The organism is Streptomyces sp. ISL-100 (assembly GCF_018614615.1).
Taxonomy (GTDB): domain Bacteria; phylum Actinomycetota; class Actinomycetes; order Streptomycetales; family Streptomycetaceae; genus Streptomyces.
On the sequence record NZ_JAGGOK010000036.1, the window covers coordinates 38756 to 55296 of the forward strand.

Below are 16541 nucleotides of genomic sequence, written 5' to 3' on the forward strand. Positions count from 1 at the left end.
CGCTGGGTGCCGTACGAGATGGCTGTGCGGGTACGGATGCGGCCGCTCAGCCGAGCCAGGCCGAGGCGACCGATATGGCCTGGCGCGGGTTCAGCCGCGGGTCGCAGAAGCTCGTGTACTTGTCGCCGACCTGATGCATCCGGTCCTGGTCGGTGACGCACTCGGTGACCTCGTCGGGAGTGGTCTCCAGGTGGATGCCGCCGGCAACGCCTCCCCCCGCGTTGACCGCGTGGTGGAACTCCACGACCTCCCGTACGACGGCCTTCACCAGCCGCGTCTTGAGCCCTTCGGGGCCGCTGACGGTGTTGCCGTGCATCGGGTCGGTCAGCCAGATGACCGGGTGGCCGGCGGCGCGAACCGCCTCGACCAGCGAGGGAAGGCGCTCGCCCACGGTGTCGGCGCCCATGCGTGCGATCAGGGTGAGACGGCCGGGCGTACGCCCCGGATCGAGCTTCTCGCACAGCGCCAGCAGCTGTCGCTCCGTCATCTTCGGGCCGACCTTGCAGGCCACCGGGTTGGCGACGGCGGCGAGCAGCGCGACATGGGCGCCGTCCACCTGGCGGGTGCGCTCGCCGATCCACGGCCAGTGGGTGGAGGTGAGCAGCAGCCGGCCGTCCGGCAGGGTGCGCAGCATCGGCAGTTCGTAGTCCAGCAGCAGCGCCTCGTGGCTGGTCCACACCGGGGTCTCCGGCCGGGAGCGCCGGCCCTCGCCGCCCCAGCCGAGGAGATCCAGGACATCGCGGGACGCGCGGTAGCCCGTCAGCATCCGGGTGGGGTCGGGCCTGCGCAGCTCGGGATCGGGCTCGGGGGCGTTGACCATGTGGCCCCGGTAGACGGGGAGTTCCACGCCGCCGACGGTCTCGGTGGGGCTGGATCTCGGCTTGCTGTACTGGCCTGCCATGCGGCCGACCCGCAGGACCGGCTTGTGGGAGGTCATCTTCATGACCCCCGCCAGCACCTCGAGCAGGCCGGCCTTGCGGGCGACGTCGCCCTGGTCGCATTCGGCCCAGTCCTCGGCGCAATCGCCGGACTGGATGATCTGGACCCGGCCGGCGGCGGCCTCGGCGAGACGCGCGGCGAGCGCGTCGGTGCCGGCTGCGTCGACGAGCGCGGGCGCGGACGCGAGTTCTTCCCTTACGCGCGGAAGCTCCTCGTGACCTTCCCAGTCCGGCTGCTGAACCGCGGGCAACGAACGGAGGAATTCGTGGACATTGTTCACCTGATACCTCCCAGGGCGGATTGATGCCGTGAAGTGAGGCCGGCCCGTCCGAGGACGGACAGACGACGGCTGCGCACCGACTCTTACGGATCGTTGAAGGGACAAGAAGCCTCACCTGCGGACTCCGTCAAATAGCGGGGGATTGTTGTCCCGACTTGACGGAGTACCGCTTACGGCGTTGCGAAAGGCGGGCGGCCCGAAGAGAGTCCAGCAGTGCGGCCCCCGAGACGCGCCGCGGATCAGTCAGTCCCCCGATGTGTGGAGGTCAGTAATGTCCGAGACCGCGCGCCCCCAGGCGTTCGCCGACGATGCGCAGCTGCGGCGCGACAACCGGGCGATCGTCGAGCAGTACATGAACACCCGTGGTGAGGACCGTCTCAAGCGCCATCTGCTGTTCACCGAGGACGGCAGCGGCGGACTGTGGACCACCGACACCGGCGAGCCGATCGTCATCCGCGGCCGGGACACGCTCGGCGAGCACGCGGTGTGGTCGCTGAAGTGCTTCCCGGACTGGGTCTGGACGAACATCGAGATCTTCGAGACGCAGGACCCGAACCGTTTCTGGGTGGAGTGCGACGGCGAAGGAAAGATCCTCTTCCCCGGCTATCCCGAGGGCTATTACAAGAACCACTTCATCCATTCCTTCGAGTTCGAGAACGGGAAGATAAAGCAGGAGCGGGAGTTCATGAACCCCAATCAGCAGCTGCGCGCGCTGGGAATTGCCGTACCTTCGGTGAAGCGCGAAGGAATTCCGACCTGATATGAGGGCCGACATCGCCTGGTGGGATCTGGATGAATCACCGCAGACGATCGAATCGCTGCGTGAGCATCTGCGCGACGGCGCCGTGGACCCCTGGGCGGACGTGCCCGGGCTGCGCCTGAAGTTCTGGATGGCCGACCGGGAGAACAACCGCTGGGGCGCTGTCATGTTGTGGGAGGCCGACCGGCCCACCGACCGGCCGCTGCCGCCCAATCGCGCCGCCGAGCTGATCGGCTGTCCGCCCACGCACCGGACGCGGTTCGACATCGAGGCCACCGTCGAGGGCATTCACTCCCTCCCGCTGCTGCACCGCCTCGGTCCGGCACTCGCACAGTGACGTCTTCAGGAGAACTCATGCACGACTACATGGTTGTGGACGCCTTCGCCCGTAAGCCGCTGGAAGGCAATCCGGTGGCCGTCTTCTTCGACACCGCCGACCTCACGGGCGAGCGGATGCAGCAGATCGCCCGCGAGATGAACCTCTCCGAGTGCACCTTCGTGCTCCCGGCAGAGCAGGGCGGCGACGCGCGCATCCGGATCTTCACTCCCGTCAACGAACTGCCGTTCGCCGGCCATCCGATGCTGGGCACGGCGGTCGCACTCGGGCTGACCATGAAGCGCGACCGGCTGCGTCTTGAGACCGCCATGGGCGTCATACCCTTCGAGCTGGCTGACGAGGAAGGCGCCACAGCCGTACGGATGCGACAGCCCCTGCCCACCTGGGAGCCGTACGAGCACAGCGCGCCGCTGCTCGCCGCGCTCGGCGTCGATGATCCCGTCACCCCGGTCGTGGAATACCGCAACGGCCCCCGCCATGTCTTCGTCGGCCTGCCGAGTGTCGAGGCGCTTTCCGCCCTGCACCCGGATCACCGGGCCCTGTCCGCGTTTCCGGACATGGCCGCCAACTGCTTCGCCGGGTCGGGCACGCACTGGCGTACCCGGATGTTCTCGCCGGCATACGGCGTGGTCGAGGACGCGGCGACCGGTTCGGCCGCGGGCCCCCTCGCGATCCACCTGGCCCGGCACGGCCTCGCCGAGTACGGGCAGGACCTGGAGATTCTCCAGGGGGTCGAGATGGGCCGCCCCTCGCTGATGCGCGCGATCGCCGAGGGCGAGGGCGAGACCGTCGGTTCGGCGCACGTCGGCGGCCACGGCGCGGTCGTCGCCCGCGGCACCATCTACGTCTAGAGAGGCTCCTGTGAGCACCACGACCACCAGCCCCAGCACCATGGGCAAGAGCAGCCAGTTCGAGTCTCTCAGTGGCGAGACCGACCTCGACTTCCCCGAGTACGACGCCCCCGCAGCCGATCCGATCGCTCTCCTGCGGACCTGGCTCGACCAGGCCGTCGAGCGCGGTGTCCGCGAGCCGCGGGCCCTTTCGCTGGCCACCGCCGACGCCCGCGGCCGCGCCTCCACCCGCATCATCGCCCTCAGCAGCGTGAGCGACCGTGGCCTGGTCTTCATGAGCCACACCAGCAGCCAGAAGGGCCGCGAGATAGCCGAGACCGGCTGGGCCTCGGGCCTGCTCTACTGGCGTGAGACCGCCCAGCAGATCAGCGTATGCGGCGCGGTCGAGCAGCTCGGCGACGCCGAGTCCGACGCCCTGTGGTTCGGGCGCCCGGTTCCCATGCACGCCATGTCGACGGCCGCCCACCAGAGCGAGCCGCTGGACGACGTGGCGGCGCTGCGGGCGGAGGCCGCCCGCCTTGAGGCGACTGGTACGCCGCTGCCGCGCCCGGAGCGCTTCGTCGGCTATGTGCTGATGCCCTCCGCCGTGGAGTTCTGGGCGGCCGGCTCCGACCGGCTGCACCGCAGGCTCCGCTACGACCGGCTCGACGATCAGAGCTGGAGCACGAGCCGGCTCCAGCCGTGAGGGGGGCCGCGCGCATGCATGTGGTGGTCAGCGGGGGCGGGATAGGTGGTCTCACCACCGCCCTGGCCCTCCACGAAGCGGGCATCCGCGCGACGGTGCTGGAGCGGACCCGCGAGATCCGGCCGCTCGGTGTGGGGATCAACCTCCAGCCGCACGCGGTCCGCGAGCTCACTGAACTGGGCTTCGCCGACGAGCTCGCCGCCATCGGCGTACCCACCGCCGACATGGTGTGGGTCGACCGGACCGGCGACCGCCGGCATCACGAGGAGCGCGGCATCGCCCGCGGCTACCGCTGGCCGCAGTACTCGCTCCACCGCGGTGAGCTCCAGATGATGCTCCTTGGCGCGGTACGCGAGCGGCTCGGCCCGGACGCGGTCCGCACCGGGACGGCCTTCGAGGGTGTACGCCACACCGCCGACGGGGTACGGGTGCGCGCCACCGTCCGGGAGACCGGTGAGGCGGTGGACATCGCCGGGGATCTGCTCGTCGGTGCGGACGGCCTGCACTCGGCGGTACGCGCGGGGCTTCACCCGGACGAGGGACCGTTGCACTGGTCCGGAACCATGATGTGGCGCGGGGTCACCGAGACCGACGCGTTCCTGACCGGCCGCACGATGATCCACGCCGATGCCGGCCGGGGCGCCCGGGTGATCGCCTACCCGATCAGCCCCAAGGCGGCCGGCCGAGGACGGTCGCTGACCAACTGGGTCTGCATGGTCTCGGTCGCCGAGCCCCAGCCGCTCGGCGGCGCCGCGGGCTGGAACCGGGCCGGCCGGATCGAGGACGTACTGCCCCACTTCGCCGACTGGGAGATCGACTGGCTCGACGTGCCCGGGATGCTGACCGGCGCCCGGGACATCCTGGAGTACCCGATGGTCGACCGCGACCCGCTGCCGAGCTGGGGCGACGGCCGGCTGACGCTCCTGGGCGACGCCGCTCACCCGATGTACCCGGTCGGTGCGAACGGCGCCTCGCAGGCCATCGTCGACGCGCGGGTCCTCGCGTACGAACTCGCGACGCACGAGGACCCGGTCGCCGCCCTCGGTTCGTACGAGGACAAGCGCCGGGCGGCCACCAGCGCGGTCGTCCTCGCGAACCGGCAGATGGACCGGTCGAAGCCCAGGAGCGCGACCGGCTCAAGTGCCGCGCTCACCCAGGGCGTTTACACCAAGATCGCCACCACGTACCGGAACGCCACCGGTGACGACGTGGCGGACCTCAACGCGCGTGCCTCGCTGCACCCGCCGATCCGCAAGGGAGCACCGACATGACAGTCAAGCCAGTCACACCCGAGCCCACGGACGTGACCTCGACGTACTACGCGGCGTGGAAGGCCAAGGACTTCGACACCCTGCGCTCGGTGCTCGCCGAGACCGTGGACTTCATCGGCCCGTACGGCAGCGCGACCAGCGCCGACGAGTTCCGCGCGAAGATCGAAGTGGCCTCGGAGATCAACACCGACATCGTCGTCAAGAAGGTCTTCAGCGACGGACCCGACGTGCTCACCTGGTTCGAGATGCACACCAGCGTCGCCGGGCCCGTCCAGGTGGCCACCTGGAGCCATGTCGTGGACGGCAAGATCGCCCGCCAGCGGGTGGCCTTCGACCCGCGCCCGATCACCGGCTAGCGGTCCGTCCGGGTGTGGTCCCGCCACCGCCGTGGCGGAGCCGCACCCGGTGTCGGGGCCCCGCCACCGGCCCCCGAACAGCCCTCTTGTGACGGGACAACCACAGTCCCGCGCAAGTGAGTGGCGCCTGCACCTCGTCCCCGACCCCGCGCGCGGCCAGGCTTTTGAAGGCGCTCAAGAGAGTTGCCTGGGCAGTGCATGGAGGGGGTTTCTGTGAGCGTTCAGGCTGACAGGATCATGGCTGTACGAGACAGCTGGGACGTAGGGGATACGCGAGAGGTACGTGGGGCGCGGGACCACCGCCCGGGGCCTGAGCGGCTCGGGGCATTGGCGGTGAGATCCGAGCGCGAACTCGTGCTCCGGGATCTGAGCACGGCCCTGTTCGCCTCACTCCCCCGCCGGGACCAGCGACGCAAGGGCGAGCAGTATCTGCGCGGTCTGCTGGCCGCGCAGGGCCGCAGGTCCATCCGGAACGTCGCGGTCTGCCTCGGCGACCCGACACTGGAACAGAGCCTGCACCACTTCATCTGCAGCTCCACCTGGGACTGGATGCCGGTGCGCGAGGCACTGGCCGACTGGCTCGACCAGGCCATCGGCCCGCTGGCCTGGGTGGTGCGGCAGATGTCGATACCGAAGTCCGGCCGGCACTCGGTGGGCGTGGGCCGCGGCTTCGACGTACACCGGGACCAGACCTTCGACGGGCAGCAGGCGTTCGGCGTGTGGTCCGCCTCCGAGCAGGCCAGTGCACCGGTGAACTGGCGGCTGCTGCTGGAAGAGGCACAGGGCGAGACGCAGGAGGAGTGCGCCGCCTCGGCGGCCCTGGACTTCGCCCGTCTCTACGACGCTTCCCGCCGTCCCGTCGTACTCGACACGCCCACCAGGGACCCGGAGGCCACGATCCGGCGCTTCAGCGACGCCGGTGTGCCCGTGCTCGTACGCCTGCACGGCACCGCTCGGCTCACGGTCCGCGAAGCGGCCATGCCCGGATACGGTCAGGGCGCGCACCCGGCCCAGCGGATCCTCGACGCCGTCAAGGGGCTGCGCAGGCCCACCGGATGGCTCGACCCGGCGGCGCCCTCCGGCGTACGGCAGGTGCCGGCCGTGAAGGTGCGCGTGGGGCTGCCGAGCACCGAGGAGGGCCCGGGGCGTGGGCTCGTACTCCTCGGGGAGTGGGAAAACCCCCGGCGTCCCCCCACCCGGATGTGGGTCACGAACATGGCCGGGGCGCCCGCGTCGGCGCTGCTGCGTCTGACGAAGCTCTCCGACCGGGTGGGGCGGGACCTGTCGGGCTTCGGCGACCGCGCCGGGCTGCGGGACTTCGTGGGGCGGTCCCTGCGGGGCTGGCACTGCCACACCACGCTGGCGTCCGCGGCACACGCCGTGGAGGTGCTGACGGCGAGCCGCCGCGGCGGCGAGCGCTACGTTCCCGGGATCCCGGCCTGAGGGTCCGACTCGCGCTGTCGCCGCAGGACGTCCCGGGCGCGCAACAGCCGCAGTGCGAGCTGCACTTCGAGCGCCCGTGCGGGCTTCTGCCAGCCGGGGCCGAGCAGGTCGGTGATCCGGTCGAGCCGGCGCGCGACCGTGTTGGGGTGGACGTGCAGGTCCTCGGCCGCGCGGGTCGGGCTGTTGCCGGAGGTGAAGTAGGCCTCGATGGTCGGGACGAGGGCGGTGGTGCGCCGGGCGTCGTGGTCGAGCACCGGACCGATGGCCGAGGAGACGAATCCGTCGACGTCGTGGTCGTTGGAGAGCAGCAGCCCGAGGAAGCCGAGATCGCTCATCGACGCGGCGCTGCCGACACCGTCCAGGGCGATCAGGGCGTCGAGGCAGCGCAGCGACTCCTGGTACACCTTGGCGACGGCGGCGAGCCCGTCGGCGGGACCCGACGCGCCGACCGTGACGGGCCGCCCCAGCAACGGCGACAGTTCGTCGGAGACGGCCCGGGCGGCGGCCGAGGCGTCCGAGCCCGGCAGCAACAGCACGATGCACCCGCCCTGGACCGTCTTGAGCCCGGAGTGCCGGTAGGCGTAGGAGGAGGCCCAGACCACCGCCTTGCCGTGCTCCCCGCCCTCGGGACGGGCCAGCACGACGACGTACGAGCCGTCCGGATCGATGCCCGACTGCCATGCCCGGTGGGTGAGTTGGCGTGGTGCCCGCAGCGGTGCGGCGAGCAGGTCGTCGAAGAGCTCGTCACGCACCGGACCCGCGGCCACGGCCGTACTGCGCTGGATCACCAGCAGCAGCGCGACGATCTGCCCGACGAAGCCGAAGAACCGCTCGGCCTCGGGGGCCGGCGGCTGCGCGGCCTTGAGCAGTACGACTCCGAGATCCTCGGCCCCGGCCGCGACAGGCGTCGCCCACAGGTTCTCGGAGAGGGCGCTCGGAGAGCCGGCGGCACGCGCCTCCAGCGCGGCCCGGCCCGTCAGCGCCTCCTTGAAGTCCTCGGCCTCCGCGAACCCCTCCCCCTGGGCGTCGGAGCCGGTGGACGCCAGGATCTGCCCCTGCGGGTCGCCCACCGCGAGCGTCGCGCCCAGCGCGTCGGCCGCCGTCCGCACGATGTCCTGGAGATCCCCGCCGTCGAGCACCTGGGCGATCAGCCGGGACTGGACTTCGTTGAGATACGCCATGCGCGCGATGCTGCCCCGCGCCTTGAACCCCTCCGACTCCAGTTCGGCGATCTCTGTCTGCGTACGGTCCAGGAGCCTGGCCTTCTCCAGGGCGACCGACGCGAAATCCGCCAGGGAACGCATCACGCTGATCTCGTCGGGCGTGAAGTGGCGTACGACACGGTCCGCGCCGTACAGCGCCCCGGTGGGCGCGCTGCCCTGGAAGATGGGCACCGCCATGATGGCGTGCAGACCCTCGGCGCGTACGACCTCGTCGACCTCCTCCCGGTGCGGTATCCGGTCGTCGTTGAGGTAGTCCGAGGTCCAGAACGGCGCGCCCTTGTCCTGCGCCATCTCGCCCAGGCCATGGCTCTCCTGCACCACGAGCCCGACGTTGAGCGCGGTCGTGTCACCGTCCGAGCTGTGGATGTACGAGCCGCCCTCGGACTTGCGCAGACTGATGTACGCCATGTCGAAGCCGAGCAGCCTGCGGGCCCGGCTGGTGATGACCTTCAGCAGGGTGTCGGGGTCGTACGGCGCGGTCATGTCGTGGACCGTGTCGACCAGGGCGGCCATGACCGCCTCCCGCTGGCGGCGCTGGTTGGCCGAGGCGTGGATGCCCATCGCCAACTGGGTCGCCCGCTCCAGCTCGGCGAGCTGCTCCGGGGGCAGTTTCTGCCGCCGGCCACGCTGCAACAACTCCTGGAAGTGACCCGGCGGTGACTCCTGTGCGAGCAGCTCCAGAACTGCCACCGCCGGGGCGTCGGTCAACGCCTCGTCCTTCGCCATGATGCTTCCCCCGTGCTCTCGGCCGGCTCGCCCACCTTCGTGGGAACGTATGTTTCTTCATAAGATGGGTCAAGTTGCTGACCTGCGTGTTTACGGGGTGAGTGTGGCCTCGCCATCACTTGCGGGCGGTGTGTTGTTGTCCGGCCACCTTCCGAGTGCCGACCGGCTCGGACAACGATTTCAGGAGGGCGTCGTGATGAACGGCGCCCATCAGCGTGAAACGGGGGCCAGATGACCGGACTCACCGGAATCAACGACTACAAACGGTCGCTCGAGCGGAGCCGGGCAGCACTCACGCGCAAGGACCGGCCACGGACCTTCACCATGGCGGGCCGCGAGTGGGATCTGCTGGACGAGGTGTTCGCACCGACGTTCTCGGCGTCGACCGGGGTGGCCATGGAACTGCTCGGCCTCACCGAAACGCCCACGGTGCCCCGCCGCGGCTCGTTCCTGGAGATCGGGTGCGGCACCGGCATCATCGCGGTGACCGCCGCGCTCACGGGCTGCGACCGTGTGACCGCCCTCGACATCAGCGAAGCGGCCGTACGGAACACCGCGATGAACGCGGCGCGGCACGGGGTGAGCGACCGTCTGCGGGCGGTGCACAGCGACCTGTTCGACGAGCTCGCGGCAGGGGAGAGCGGCGGTGAGCGGTTCGACACCGTCTACTGGCACTCGAACTTCGTACTGGCTCCGCCCGCCTACCACTACAAGACGGTGCACGAACGCGCCTACGTGGACCCCGGCTACCGGGCCCACCGCCGCTTTCTCGCCGACGCCCCCTCGTACGTGGCCGACGGGGGCGCGATCCTGCTGCACTTCAGCGACCGCGGTGACCTCGCGTCGCTGCACGCGATCGCCGAGGAGTGCGGACGCGACCTGCGGGTGCTGCGCAGCCGCCCGGTCCGTGAGGGCGAGGAGACCGTCGAGCACATTCTCTTCGAGATCACCGTCCACTGAACTGCGAAAGAACCCGTGCGAACTCTTCTGATAGACAACTACGACTCTTTCACATTCAACCTGTACCACTACCTCGCCGAGGTGAGCGGGGCCGAGACCGTGGTCATCCGTAACGACGACCCCGCATGGGATCCGGCCCGGCTCGCGGAATTCGACAATGTGGTGCTGTCTCCCGGGCCCGGAACCCCGGCCCGCGCGGCCGACTTCGGCATCTGCGGGGACATCGTCAAGAACGGCGGCATCCCTCTGCTCGGCGTCTGTCTCGGGCATCAGGGGGTGGCGCTGCTGCACGGCGGCACGATCGCCCGGGCTCCGGAGCCGCGGCACGGCCGGACCTCGCCCGTACTCCACGACGGAACCGGTCTGTTCCGCGGCATCCCCTCGCCCTTCGAAGTGGTGCGCTACCACTCGCTGACGGTGACGGACCTGCCCGACGAGCTGGAGGGCACCGCCTGGACGCCGGACGGTGTCCTGATGGGGCTGAGGCACCGGCACCGGCCGATGTGGGGACTCCAGTTCCACCCCGAGTCGATACTCACGCAGTACGGACATGAACTCCTCGCCAACTTCATGGACTTGAGCCGCCAGTGGCACGCGGACCGAGGCTCAGTACCCTCTCGTACGCCGATACCTGCCGCCCCTGCGAAGACGCCCGGCGCCCACCCGGAGTTGCCCGCGAGCGACGAGGTGCGCCGGCTGCGCGTCGTGGTGGAACGCACGCCGACCGGCTGGGCCGACGAGGCCGCCTTCCACCGGCTGTTCGGCGCGAGTGAGAACGCCTTCTGGCTGGACAGCAGCAGGACCGACGCCGACTCCGGCCGGTTCTCCGTCATGGGTGACGCGGCGGGCCCGCTCGCGCGGGTGGCCAAGGCCGATGTGTGGAGCCACACCGTCACCGTGCACTCGGCCACCGGCTCCGAGATCATCACGGGCGGCTTCCTCGACTGGCTCGGCCGCGACCTCGAAGGAATGCGCACCGAACTCCCCCTCGTCCCCTTCGACTTCACCCTCGGCTGGGTCGGCTACCTCGGCTACGAACTGAAGGCGCAGTGCGGCGGCGACGCGGCCCATCAGGCCCAGGACGCCGACGCCACCATGGTGTTCGCCGATCGCGCGGTGGTCCTGGACCACGCCACGGGCACCACGTATCTGCTGGCGCTGGCCGAGGACGGTGACGAGACGGCGGCCCGTGCCTGGCTGCGTACCGCCGCCCGGACGCTGGAGTCGATCGCGGGCGAGCCCGCCGGGGTGCCGGACGCGCCCGCCGCACTCGCCGAGATCCGGCTGCGGCACGACCGCGACGCGTACCTGCGGCTGATCGACACCTGCCGGCAGGAGATCACGGCGGGTGAGACGTACGAGGTCTGCCTCACCAACCTCGCCGAGGCCGAAGTGGACCTGGACCCCTGGCAGGCGTACCGCGCACTGCGCCGCTTCAGCCCGGCTCCGTATGCCGCGCTGCTGCGCTTCGGGCAGCAGTCCGTACTCAGCACCTCGCCCGAGCGCTTCCTGCGCATCGCCGCGGACGGCACCGCCTCCTCCAAGCCGATCAAGGGCACCCGGCCGCGCGGCGCGAGCGCGGAGCAGGACGCGGCAACCGTCGCGGACCTGCGCTCGGACGAGAAGGACCGGGCGGAGAACCTGATGATCGTCGACCTGGTGCGCAACGACCTCGGCCGGCATGCCGAGCTGGGATCGGTGGAGGTCACCAACCTCTTCGACGTCGAAACGTACGCGACCGTGCATCAGCTGGTGAGTACGGTACGGGCCAGGCTGCGCCCGGACAGCGGCGCTGTGGACTGTGTGCGGGCCGCGTTCCCCGCGGGCTCGATGACAGGCGCCCCGAAGATCCGCACCATGCAGATCATCGACCGTCTGGAGGCCGGACCTCGCGGGGTCTACTCCGGTGCCATCGGGTACTTCTCACTGTCCGGCGCCGCGGACCTGAGCGTCGCCATCCGTACGGCGGTGCTCACCCCGGGCCGCGTCCGCTACGGGGTCGGCGGGGCGATCGTCGCGCTGTCGGATCCGGAGGCCGAGTTCGAGGAGACGGCCGTCAAGTCGGCCCCGCTGCTGATGCTCACCGGGGCCGGATTCCCCGGCCGCCGCGAGACGTCCGAGCCCAGCCGCAGCGGCGGAGCAGCCACGGGTCAGTGAGCGGACCGCAGGCCGTGGCCGGTGCGGGCGCCCTGCCGCAGCAGTTCGGCGGGGCCCAGCTCCCGAAGGCGGCCGACGAGCCGGCCGAGCAGCCGCTCCGTCTCCGGGTCGTCCGGTGTGTAGATCCACATCTTGGTGTCGGGGGCGGAGGCCAGCGCGAAACCGGTCGCGATCACGCTGATCTCGTCACCGTCGACGGTCCAGAACGACTTGCGCCGGGTGACGGACGAGGCGACCTCGTGCCGGGCCCATATCTCGGCGAAGCGCCCACTCGCCTCGGTGAGCTGCCGGATGAACCCGGTCCAGTGCGGGTCCCCCAGGCGGCGGCCCGACTCCGCCCGCAACTGGGCGACCATGAAGGAGATCTCGCGCTCCCACTCGACGAGCGGCTGAAGATGCTCCTCGGCGGTGAACAGATGCCACAGCACATTACGGTCCGCCGGCGGCAGCAGTGCCAGCCCGGGATCGAGCGCCGCGTACGCGTCGTTGAAGGCGAGCACGTCGTAGCGGGCCGTCACGATGCTCGCCGGAAGCGGGGTCAGGGCATCGAGGATGGTCTGCTGCTCCGGCGGCTGCGGCTGACCCGCTGAAGCGTCGAGGGGCACGCTGGGGATGTCCGCGAGCCGGTAGAGATGATCCCGCTCGGTCCGGTCGAGCCGCAGCGTCCGGGCGATCGCGTCGAGCACCTGGACGCTGGGGTTGATGCGCCGGCCCTGTTCCAGCCACGTGTACCAGGCGACTCCGATGCCGGAGAGCTGGGCCACCTCCTCGCGGCGCAGCCCCGGCGTACGCCGCCTGGTGCCGGGCGAGATCCCCGCCTCCTCCGGGGTGATGCGCTCCCGGCGGAGCCTGAGAAACGCGCCCAGTTCGGAGCGCCGCACGGCCTCGCCGGCTGCGGAACCGCTGGTGGGGCCGTACGCGGAGTGGGGATCGTCGGGCGTCACCACCCCAGTGTGCGGGACGGCCGCACAGCGCAGCCAGATACCCCCAGTACCGGGACAACTGGATATCTGGCAGCGGAATCTGACTACCAGGATCATCGCCGTCATGAGTGAGACCACACAGAGCCGGGCTGTTACGGCCCCACCCCGGGAGACCGAGGCGCCGGCCGAGGACCCGGCCGTACGCAATCGCAAGAACAACCTCATGCTCGTCGTCATGCTGGGCGCGGTCTTCATGGCCCTGCTCGACTCGACCATCGTCAATGTCGCGACGCCGACCATCCGCACCGACCTCGGCACCACGGGCTCGGCGCTGCAGCTCATCGTCTCCGGCTACACGATCGCGTACGCGACGCTGCTGGTGACCGGCGCCCGTCTCGGCGCGCGCAACGGCTTCCGGGCCATGTTCCTGTTCGGGCTCATCACCTTCACCGCGGCCTCACTCGCCTGCGGCCTGGCACCCGGCTCGGCGACACTGATCGGCGCACGCGTGGTGCAGGGCGTCGGCGCGGCGATGATGATGCCGCAGATCTACAGCCTGATTCAGCTGAGGTTCGAAGGAGCGGCGCGGGCCCGGGCACTGAGCCTGTACGCCGCTGTCATCGGACTCGGCGTCGTGATCGGTCAGGTCGTCGGCGGCCTCCTGGTCAGCGCGGACCTCTTCGGCACCGGCTGGCGTCCGGTGTTCCTGATCAATGTGCCGGTGGGTGTGGTGCTGGTGATCGCCGGGCTGCGGCTGCTGCCGGAGGGCAGGCCCGCGAAGCCCAAGGGCCTGGACATCCCCGGTCTGCTCACGCTGACCGCGGCGCTGCTGCTGCTGGTCGTGCCGCTCGTGATGGGTCATGAGCAGGACTGGCCGCTGTGGATGAAGATCTCCCTGGCCGCCTCGGTCCCCATGCTCGTGGTGTTCACCCTCGTCGAGCGTGCGGTCGCGCGCCGCGGCGGAGCGCCGCTGGTGCCGGGCCGGGTGCTGAAGACGCCCGGTCTGGTCTCGGGAGCGTCCGCGAACTTCTTCGCGATGGCCGGGTACGCCGGATTCCTCTTCGCCTTCTCGCAGCACATGCAGTCGGGACTCGGCGAGTCCGCGACCCGCACCGGTCTGACGTTCGCTCCGCTCGCCATCGGCGTCGCGACCGGCAGCCTCACCTGGCAGAAGGTGCCCGAGCGGCTGCACCGGCCCATGATCGCCACCGCGTGCGTGGTCTCCGCGGCCGGGTACCTCGCCATCGGATTCGACATGCGTTCGGGCGGACACGGCGGCCTCGCACTGCCGGCCCTTCAGCTGGCCGTCGGCATCGGCATGGGCTACATCACCAGCCCGCTGCTCACCGTGGCGCTGGCCCAGGTCAAGCCGGCCGACGCGGCGGACGCGAGTGGCGTGATGACCACCGCGGCCCAGATCGCGCAGGTCCTCGGCGTCGCGGCGTACGGCAGCGTGTATCTCGGCTCGGCCGACGGCCAGGGAGCCGACTCCTCGGCGCACGCCATCTTCGTGACCGCACTGCTCGTCACGGCCGGGGCCCTGGTCAGCTCGCTGGCGGCGCTGCGGCTGCCGCGCAAGCAGCAGGCCTGACCCGCGGCACGCCACCACCCACACCGAGAAGACCCGAGAAGCCCGAGAAGGCCGGAGAAGGAAGTCCCATGGCAGTCGCCGGTCTTGTGACCGCACGCATCCAGGTCGGCGGTTCGCCCGGCACCGATCCCTATGAGGTGCTGATCGGGCGCCAGCTGCTCGGTGAAATAGCGGGACTGACCGGGCCGTCGGCCGCCCGGGTGGCGGTAATCCACCCGGGGGCGCTCGCCCGGACCGCTGAGCAGATCCGGGAGGATCTGGCCGCACAGGGTTACGAGGCCATCGCCATCCAGGTGCCCGACGCCGAGGCGGCCAAGAGCGCCGAGGTCGCGGCGTACTGCTGGAAGGTGCTGGGGCAGAGCGGCTTCACCCGCAGCGATGTCATCGTCGGGGTCGGCGGCGGCGCCACGACGGACGTCGCCGGATTCGTCGCTGCCACGTGGTTGCGCGGGGTGCGGTGGATCGCGGTGCCGACGACCGTGCTGGCGATGGTCGACGCGGCGGTGGGCGGCAAGACGGGCATCAACACCGAGGAGGGCAAGAACCTCGTCGGCGCCTTCCACCCGCCCGCCGGCGTGCTGTGCGACCTCAGCGCGCTGGACTCGCTGCCCGCCGACGACTACGTGAGCGGCCTGGCCGAGATCATCAAGGCGGGCTTCATCGCGGATCCGGTGATCCTGGACCGCATCGAAGCCTGTCCGGCCGGGGCGCGCTCTGCGGCCGGTCCGCACACCGCGGAGCTGATCGAGCGCTCGATCCGGGTCAAGGCGGAGGTCGTTTCCACCGATCTGAAGGAAACCGGCTCCCGGGAGATCCTCAACTACGGCCACACGCTCGCCCATGCCATCGAGAAGAACGAGCGCTACACCTGGAGGCACGGAGCCGCGGTGTCCGTCGGCATGGTGTTCGCCGCCGAACTGGGCCGGCTGAGCGGGCGGCTGGACGACGCCACCGCCGACCGGCACCGCTCGGTCCTGGAATCGGTCGGGCTGCCGCTGACCTATCGCGACGGGCAGTGGCCCGCGCTCCTTCGGACCATGAGGGTCGACAAGAAGTCGCGCGGCAGGCTGCTGCGCTTCATCGTGCTCGACGGACCGGGACGGCCGACAGTGCTGGAGGGCCCCGGCCTGCCGCTGCTGTTCGCCGCGTACGCGAAGGTGACGGCCTGACACCGTACGCCCACCCCAAAGACGACCAGCTCCGTACTTCCCCCGGCGGAGCTGGTCCTTTGCGTTCAGCCGTACGCTCCGCTCCCAGCCGGTGCCGGACACCGCGCCCGCGCCGGGCAGAGGTCGAAGTGGCTGATGCGGCAGGTGTCGGACGGGGACGACGATCCCAGGTTGACCGCCGTGCCGTCGCCCGCGATGCGCCAGCGCTTGCCCGCGGGGACGGCGCCGAGCGGCCGGTCGCCCGGCTCGATCAGGATCCAGCGGCCGCGTACGGTGCGGTGCCACGTGGCCGGGGCGCCGCACCGTTTGCATGCCGTGGTCGCGGCCGTCCGCGGGTCGGGTACGGAGGCCGAACGGCGGGCCGCCAGGGTCAGCTCGACGGCCGTCGTGGCCAGCACCTCGGCGAGCAGCACCGGTTCACGGCCGGGGCTGCTGCCTCCGGTCCGCTCGCACGGACCGCACAGCGTCATCCCCAGAACTGCCCGCCACCTGCCGCGCGGGACACCACACGCGTCGCACACGTCGTGTGCGCCGCGCTCGTCGTACGAGACCATGTCGCCCCCACCACCCGCAAACCGCCCTGTTTACAGCCGACTTGGACAATCGTTCCACGAGGGTCTGACAATCATGCCGAGACCGCCCTGACCTGGTTCATCGCCGTGATCAACACTTTCAACCGGCTGACCGTCACCGCCCGTTCGACCCCCGGAACCCACACCCCGCAGGTGCGTTCATGAGCGCCGCCCGCCGGGCCGTCGAGCTCCGCGCGCTGCACGTCCCGGGCAAGCCGGCCGTACTGCCCAACGCCTGGGACGCCGCCTCTGACCGTACGGACGAGGAGCTGCTCGCGGATTGCGCGCGCTGGTGCAC

Annotated in this window: 15 protein-coding genes; 11 read left to right on the forward strand and 4 right to left on the reverse strand. The window is 70.6% G+C overall.

Annotation, left to right across the window (positions count from 1 at the left end):
- Positions 1 to 46: 46 nt before the first annotated feature.
- Positions 47 to 1219 (reverse strand): 3-deoxy-7-phosphoheptulonate synthase, encoded by a 1173-nt coding sequence (locus J7E89_RS15940; protein WP_214974081.1) that lies wholly within the window; start codon positions 1217 to 1219, stop codon positions 47 to 49.
- A gap of 271 nt (positions 1220 to 1490) precedes the next feature.
- On the opposite strand from J7E89_RS15940, the gene J7E89_RS15945 reads away from it, so the two are divergent.
- The 7 genes from J7E89_RS15945 to J7E89_RS15975 all read left to right on the forward strand — a co-directional run bounded on the left by J7E89_RS15945 (position 1491) and on the right by J7E89_RS15975 (position 6922).
- Positions 1491 to 1979, forward strand: coding sequence for a PhzA/PhzB family protein (locus J7E89_RS15945; RefSeq protein WP_214974083.1), 489 nt, complete (start codon positions 1491 to 1493; stop codon positions 1977 to 1979).
- A gap of 1 nt (position 1980) precedes the next feature.
- Positions 1981 to 2316 carry a hypothetical protein gene (locus J7E89_RS15950; protein WP_214974085.1) on the forward strand — a complete coding sequence of 112 codons (336 nt, stop codon included), beginning with the start codon at positions 1981 to 1983 and terminating at the stop codon, positions 2314 to 2316.
- Between the two features lie 17 nt (positions 2317 to 2333).
- Entirely contained in the window at positions 2334 to 3167 is an 834-nt protein-coding gene (locus tag J7E89_RS15955) for a PhzF family phenazine biosynthesis protein (protein WP_214974088.1), read from the forward strand.
- Between the two features lie 10 nt (positions 3168 to 3177).
- Positions 3178 to 3852: a phenazine biosynthesis FMN-dependent oxidase PhzG gene (phzG, locus tag J7E89_RS15960; protein WP_308315494.1), complete on the forward strand. Its 675-nt coding sequence runs from the start codon at positions 3178 to 3180 to the stop codon at positions 3850 to 3852.
- A 14-nt stretch (positions 3853 to 3866) separates the two neighbouring features.
- Positions 3867 to 5123 carry a flavin-dependent oxidoreductase gene (locus J7E89_RS15965; RefSeq protein WP_214974090.1) on the forward strand — a complete coding sequence of 419 codons (1257 nt, stop codon included), beginning with the start codon at positions 3867 to 3869 and terminating at the stop codon, positions 5121 to 5123.
- Entirely contained in the window at positions 5120 to 5479 is a 360-nt protein-coding gene (locus tag J7E89_RS15970; RefSeq protein WP_214974092.1) for a nuclear transport factor 2 family protein, read from the forward strand. The genes J7E89_RS15965 and J7E89_RS15970 overlap by 4 nt, the downstream gene beginning before the upstream one ends.
- Positions 5480 to 5812: 333 nt before the next feature.
- Entirely contained in the window at positions 5813 to 6922 is a 1110-nt protein-coding gene (locus J7E89_RS15975) for a transposase (protein ID WP_308315495.1), read from the forward strand.
- On the opposite strand, the gene J7E89_RS15980 is transcribed toward J7E89_RS15975, so the two are convergent.
- Positions 6898 to 8871: a helix-turn-helix domain-containing protein gene (locus J7E89_RS15980; protein WP_214974094.1), complete on the reverse strand. Its 1974-nt coding sequence runs from the start codon at positions 8869 to 8871 to the stop codon at positions 6898 to 6900. The genes J7E89_RS15975 and J7E89_RS15980 overlap by 25 nt on opposite strands.
- 231 nt (positions 8872 to 9102) lie before the next feature.
- Here J7E89_RS15980 and J7E89_RS15985 point away from each other — a divergent pair, with 231 nt between their 5' ends.
- Both J7E89_RS15985 and pabB read left to right on the forward strand, forming a co-directional pair.
- The gene (locus J7E89_RS15985) at positions 9103 to 9831 is read left to right on the forward strand and encodes a 50S ribosomal protein L11 methyltransferase (protein WP_214974097.1); all 729 of its coding nucleotides are present in this window, start codon (positions 9103 to 9105) and stop codon (positions 9829 to 9831) included.
- A 15-nt stretch (positions 9832 to 9846) separates the two neighbouring features.
- A complete protein-coding gene (gene pabB / locus J7E89_RS15990) occupies positions 9847 to 11988 on the forward strand; it encodes an aminodeoxychorismate synthase component I (protein ID WP_214974099.1) in 2142 nt (713 codons plus the stop codon).
- On the opposite strand, the gene J7E89_RS15995 is transcribed toward pabB, so the two are convergent.
- Entirely contained in the window at positions 11982 to 12932 is a 951-nt protein-coding gene (locus J7E89_RS15995; protein ID WP_214974101.1) for a helix-turn-helix transcriptional regulator, read from the reverse strand. The genes pabB and J7E89_RS15995 overlap by 7 nt on opposite strands.
- 103 nt (positions 12933 to 13035) lie before the next feature.
- Here J7E89_RS15995 and J7E89_RS16000 point away from each other — a divergent pair, with 103 nt between their 5' ends.
- Together J7E89_RS16000 and aroB are read left to right on the forward strand one after the other, a co-directional pair.
- Entirely contained in the window at positions 13036 to 14502 is a 1467-nt protein-coding gene (locus J7E89_RS16000) for an MFS transporter (RefSeq protein WP_214974103.1), read from the forward strand.
- A gap of 68 nt (positions 14503 to 14570) precedes the next feature.
- Entirely contained in the window at positions 14571 to 15671 is a 1101-nt protein-coding gene (gene aroB, locus J7E89_RS16005; protein ID WP_214974105.1) for a 3-dehydroquinate synthase, read from the forward strand.
- Positions 15672 to 15736: 65 nt separating this feature from the next.
- On the opposite strand, the gene J7E89_RS16010 is transcribed toward aroB, so the two are convergent.
- Positions 15737 to 16225, reverse strand: a complete 489-nt coding sequence (locus tag J7E89_RS16010) for a DUF6083 domain-containing protein (protein WP_214974106.1) — start codon at positions 16223 to 16225, stop codon at positions 15737 to 15739.
- Positions 16226 to 16541: the final 316 nt, after the last annotated feature.

Excerpts from the sequence above, each read along its gene's own strand:
- J7E89_RS16000 (WP_214974103.1), top strand. The coding sequence starts at position 13,036 with ATGAGTGAGACCACACAGAGCCGGGCTGTTACGGCCCCACCCCGGGAG.
- J7E89_RS15950 (WP_214974085.1), top strand. The coding sequence starts at position 1,981 with ATGAGGGCCGACATCGCCTGGTGGGATCTGGATGAATCACCGCAGACG.
- J7E89_RS15945 (WP_214974083.1), top strand. The coding sequence starts at position 1,491 with ATGTCCGAGACCGCGCGCCCCCAGGCGTTCGCCGACGATGCGCAGCTG.
- J7E89_RS15955 (WP_214974088.1), top strand. The coding sequence starts at position 2,334 with ATGCACGACTACATGGTTGTGGACGCCTTCGCCCGTAAGCCGCTGGAA.
- aroB (WP_214974105.1), top strand. The coding sequence starts at position 14,571 with ATGGCAGTCGCCGGTCTTGTGACCGCACGCATCCAGGTCGGCGGTTCG.
- J7E89_RS15970 (WP_214974092.1), top strand. The coding sequence starts at position 5,120 with ATGACAGTCAAGCCAGTCACACCCGAGCCCACGGACGTGACCTCGACG.
- J7E89_RS16010 (WP_214974106.1), bottom strand. The coding sequence starts at position 16,225 with ATGGTCTCGTACGACGAGCGCGGCGCACACGACGTGTGCGACGCGTGT.
- J7E89_RS15985 (WP_214974097.1), top strand. The coding sequence starts at position 9,103 with ATGACCGGACTCACCGGAATCAACGACTACAAACGGTCGCTCGAGCGG.
- J7E89_RS15965 (WP_214974090.1), top strand. The coding sequence starts at position 3,867 with ATGCATGTGGTGGTCAGCGGGGGCGGGATAGGTGGTCTCACCACCGCC.
- J7E89_RS15980 (WP_214974094.1), bottom strand. The coding sequence starts at position 8,871 with ATGGCGAAGGACGAGGCGTTGACCGACGCCCCGGCGGTGGCAGTTCTG.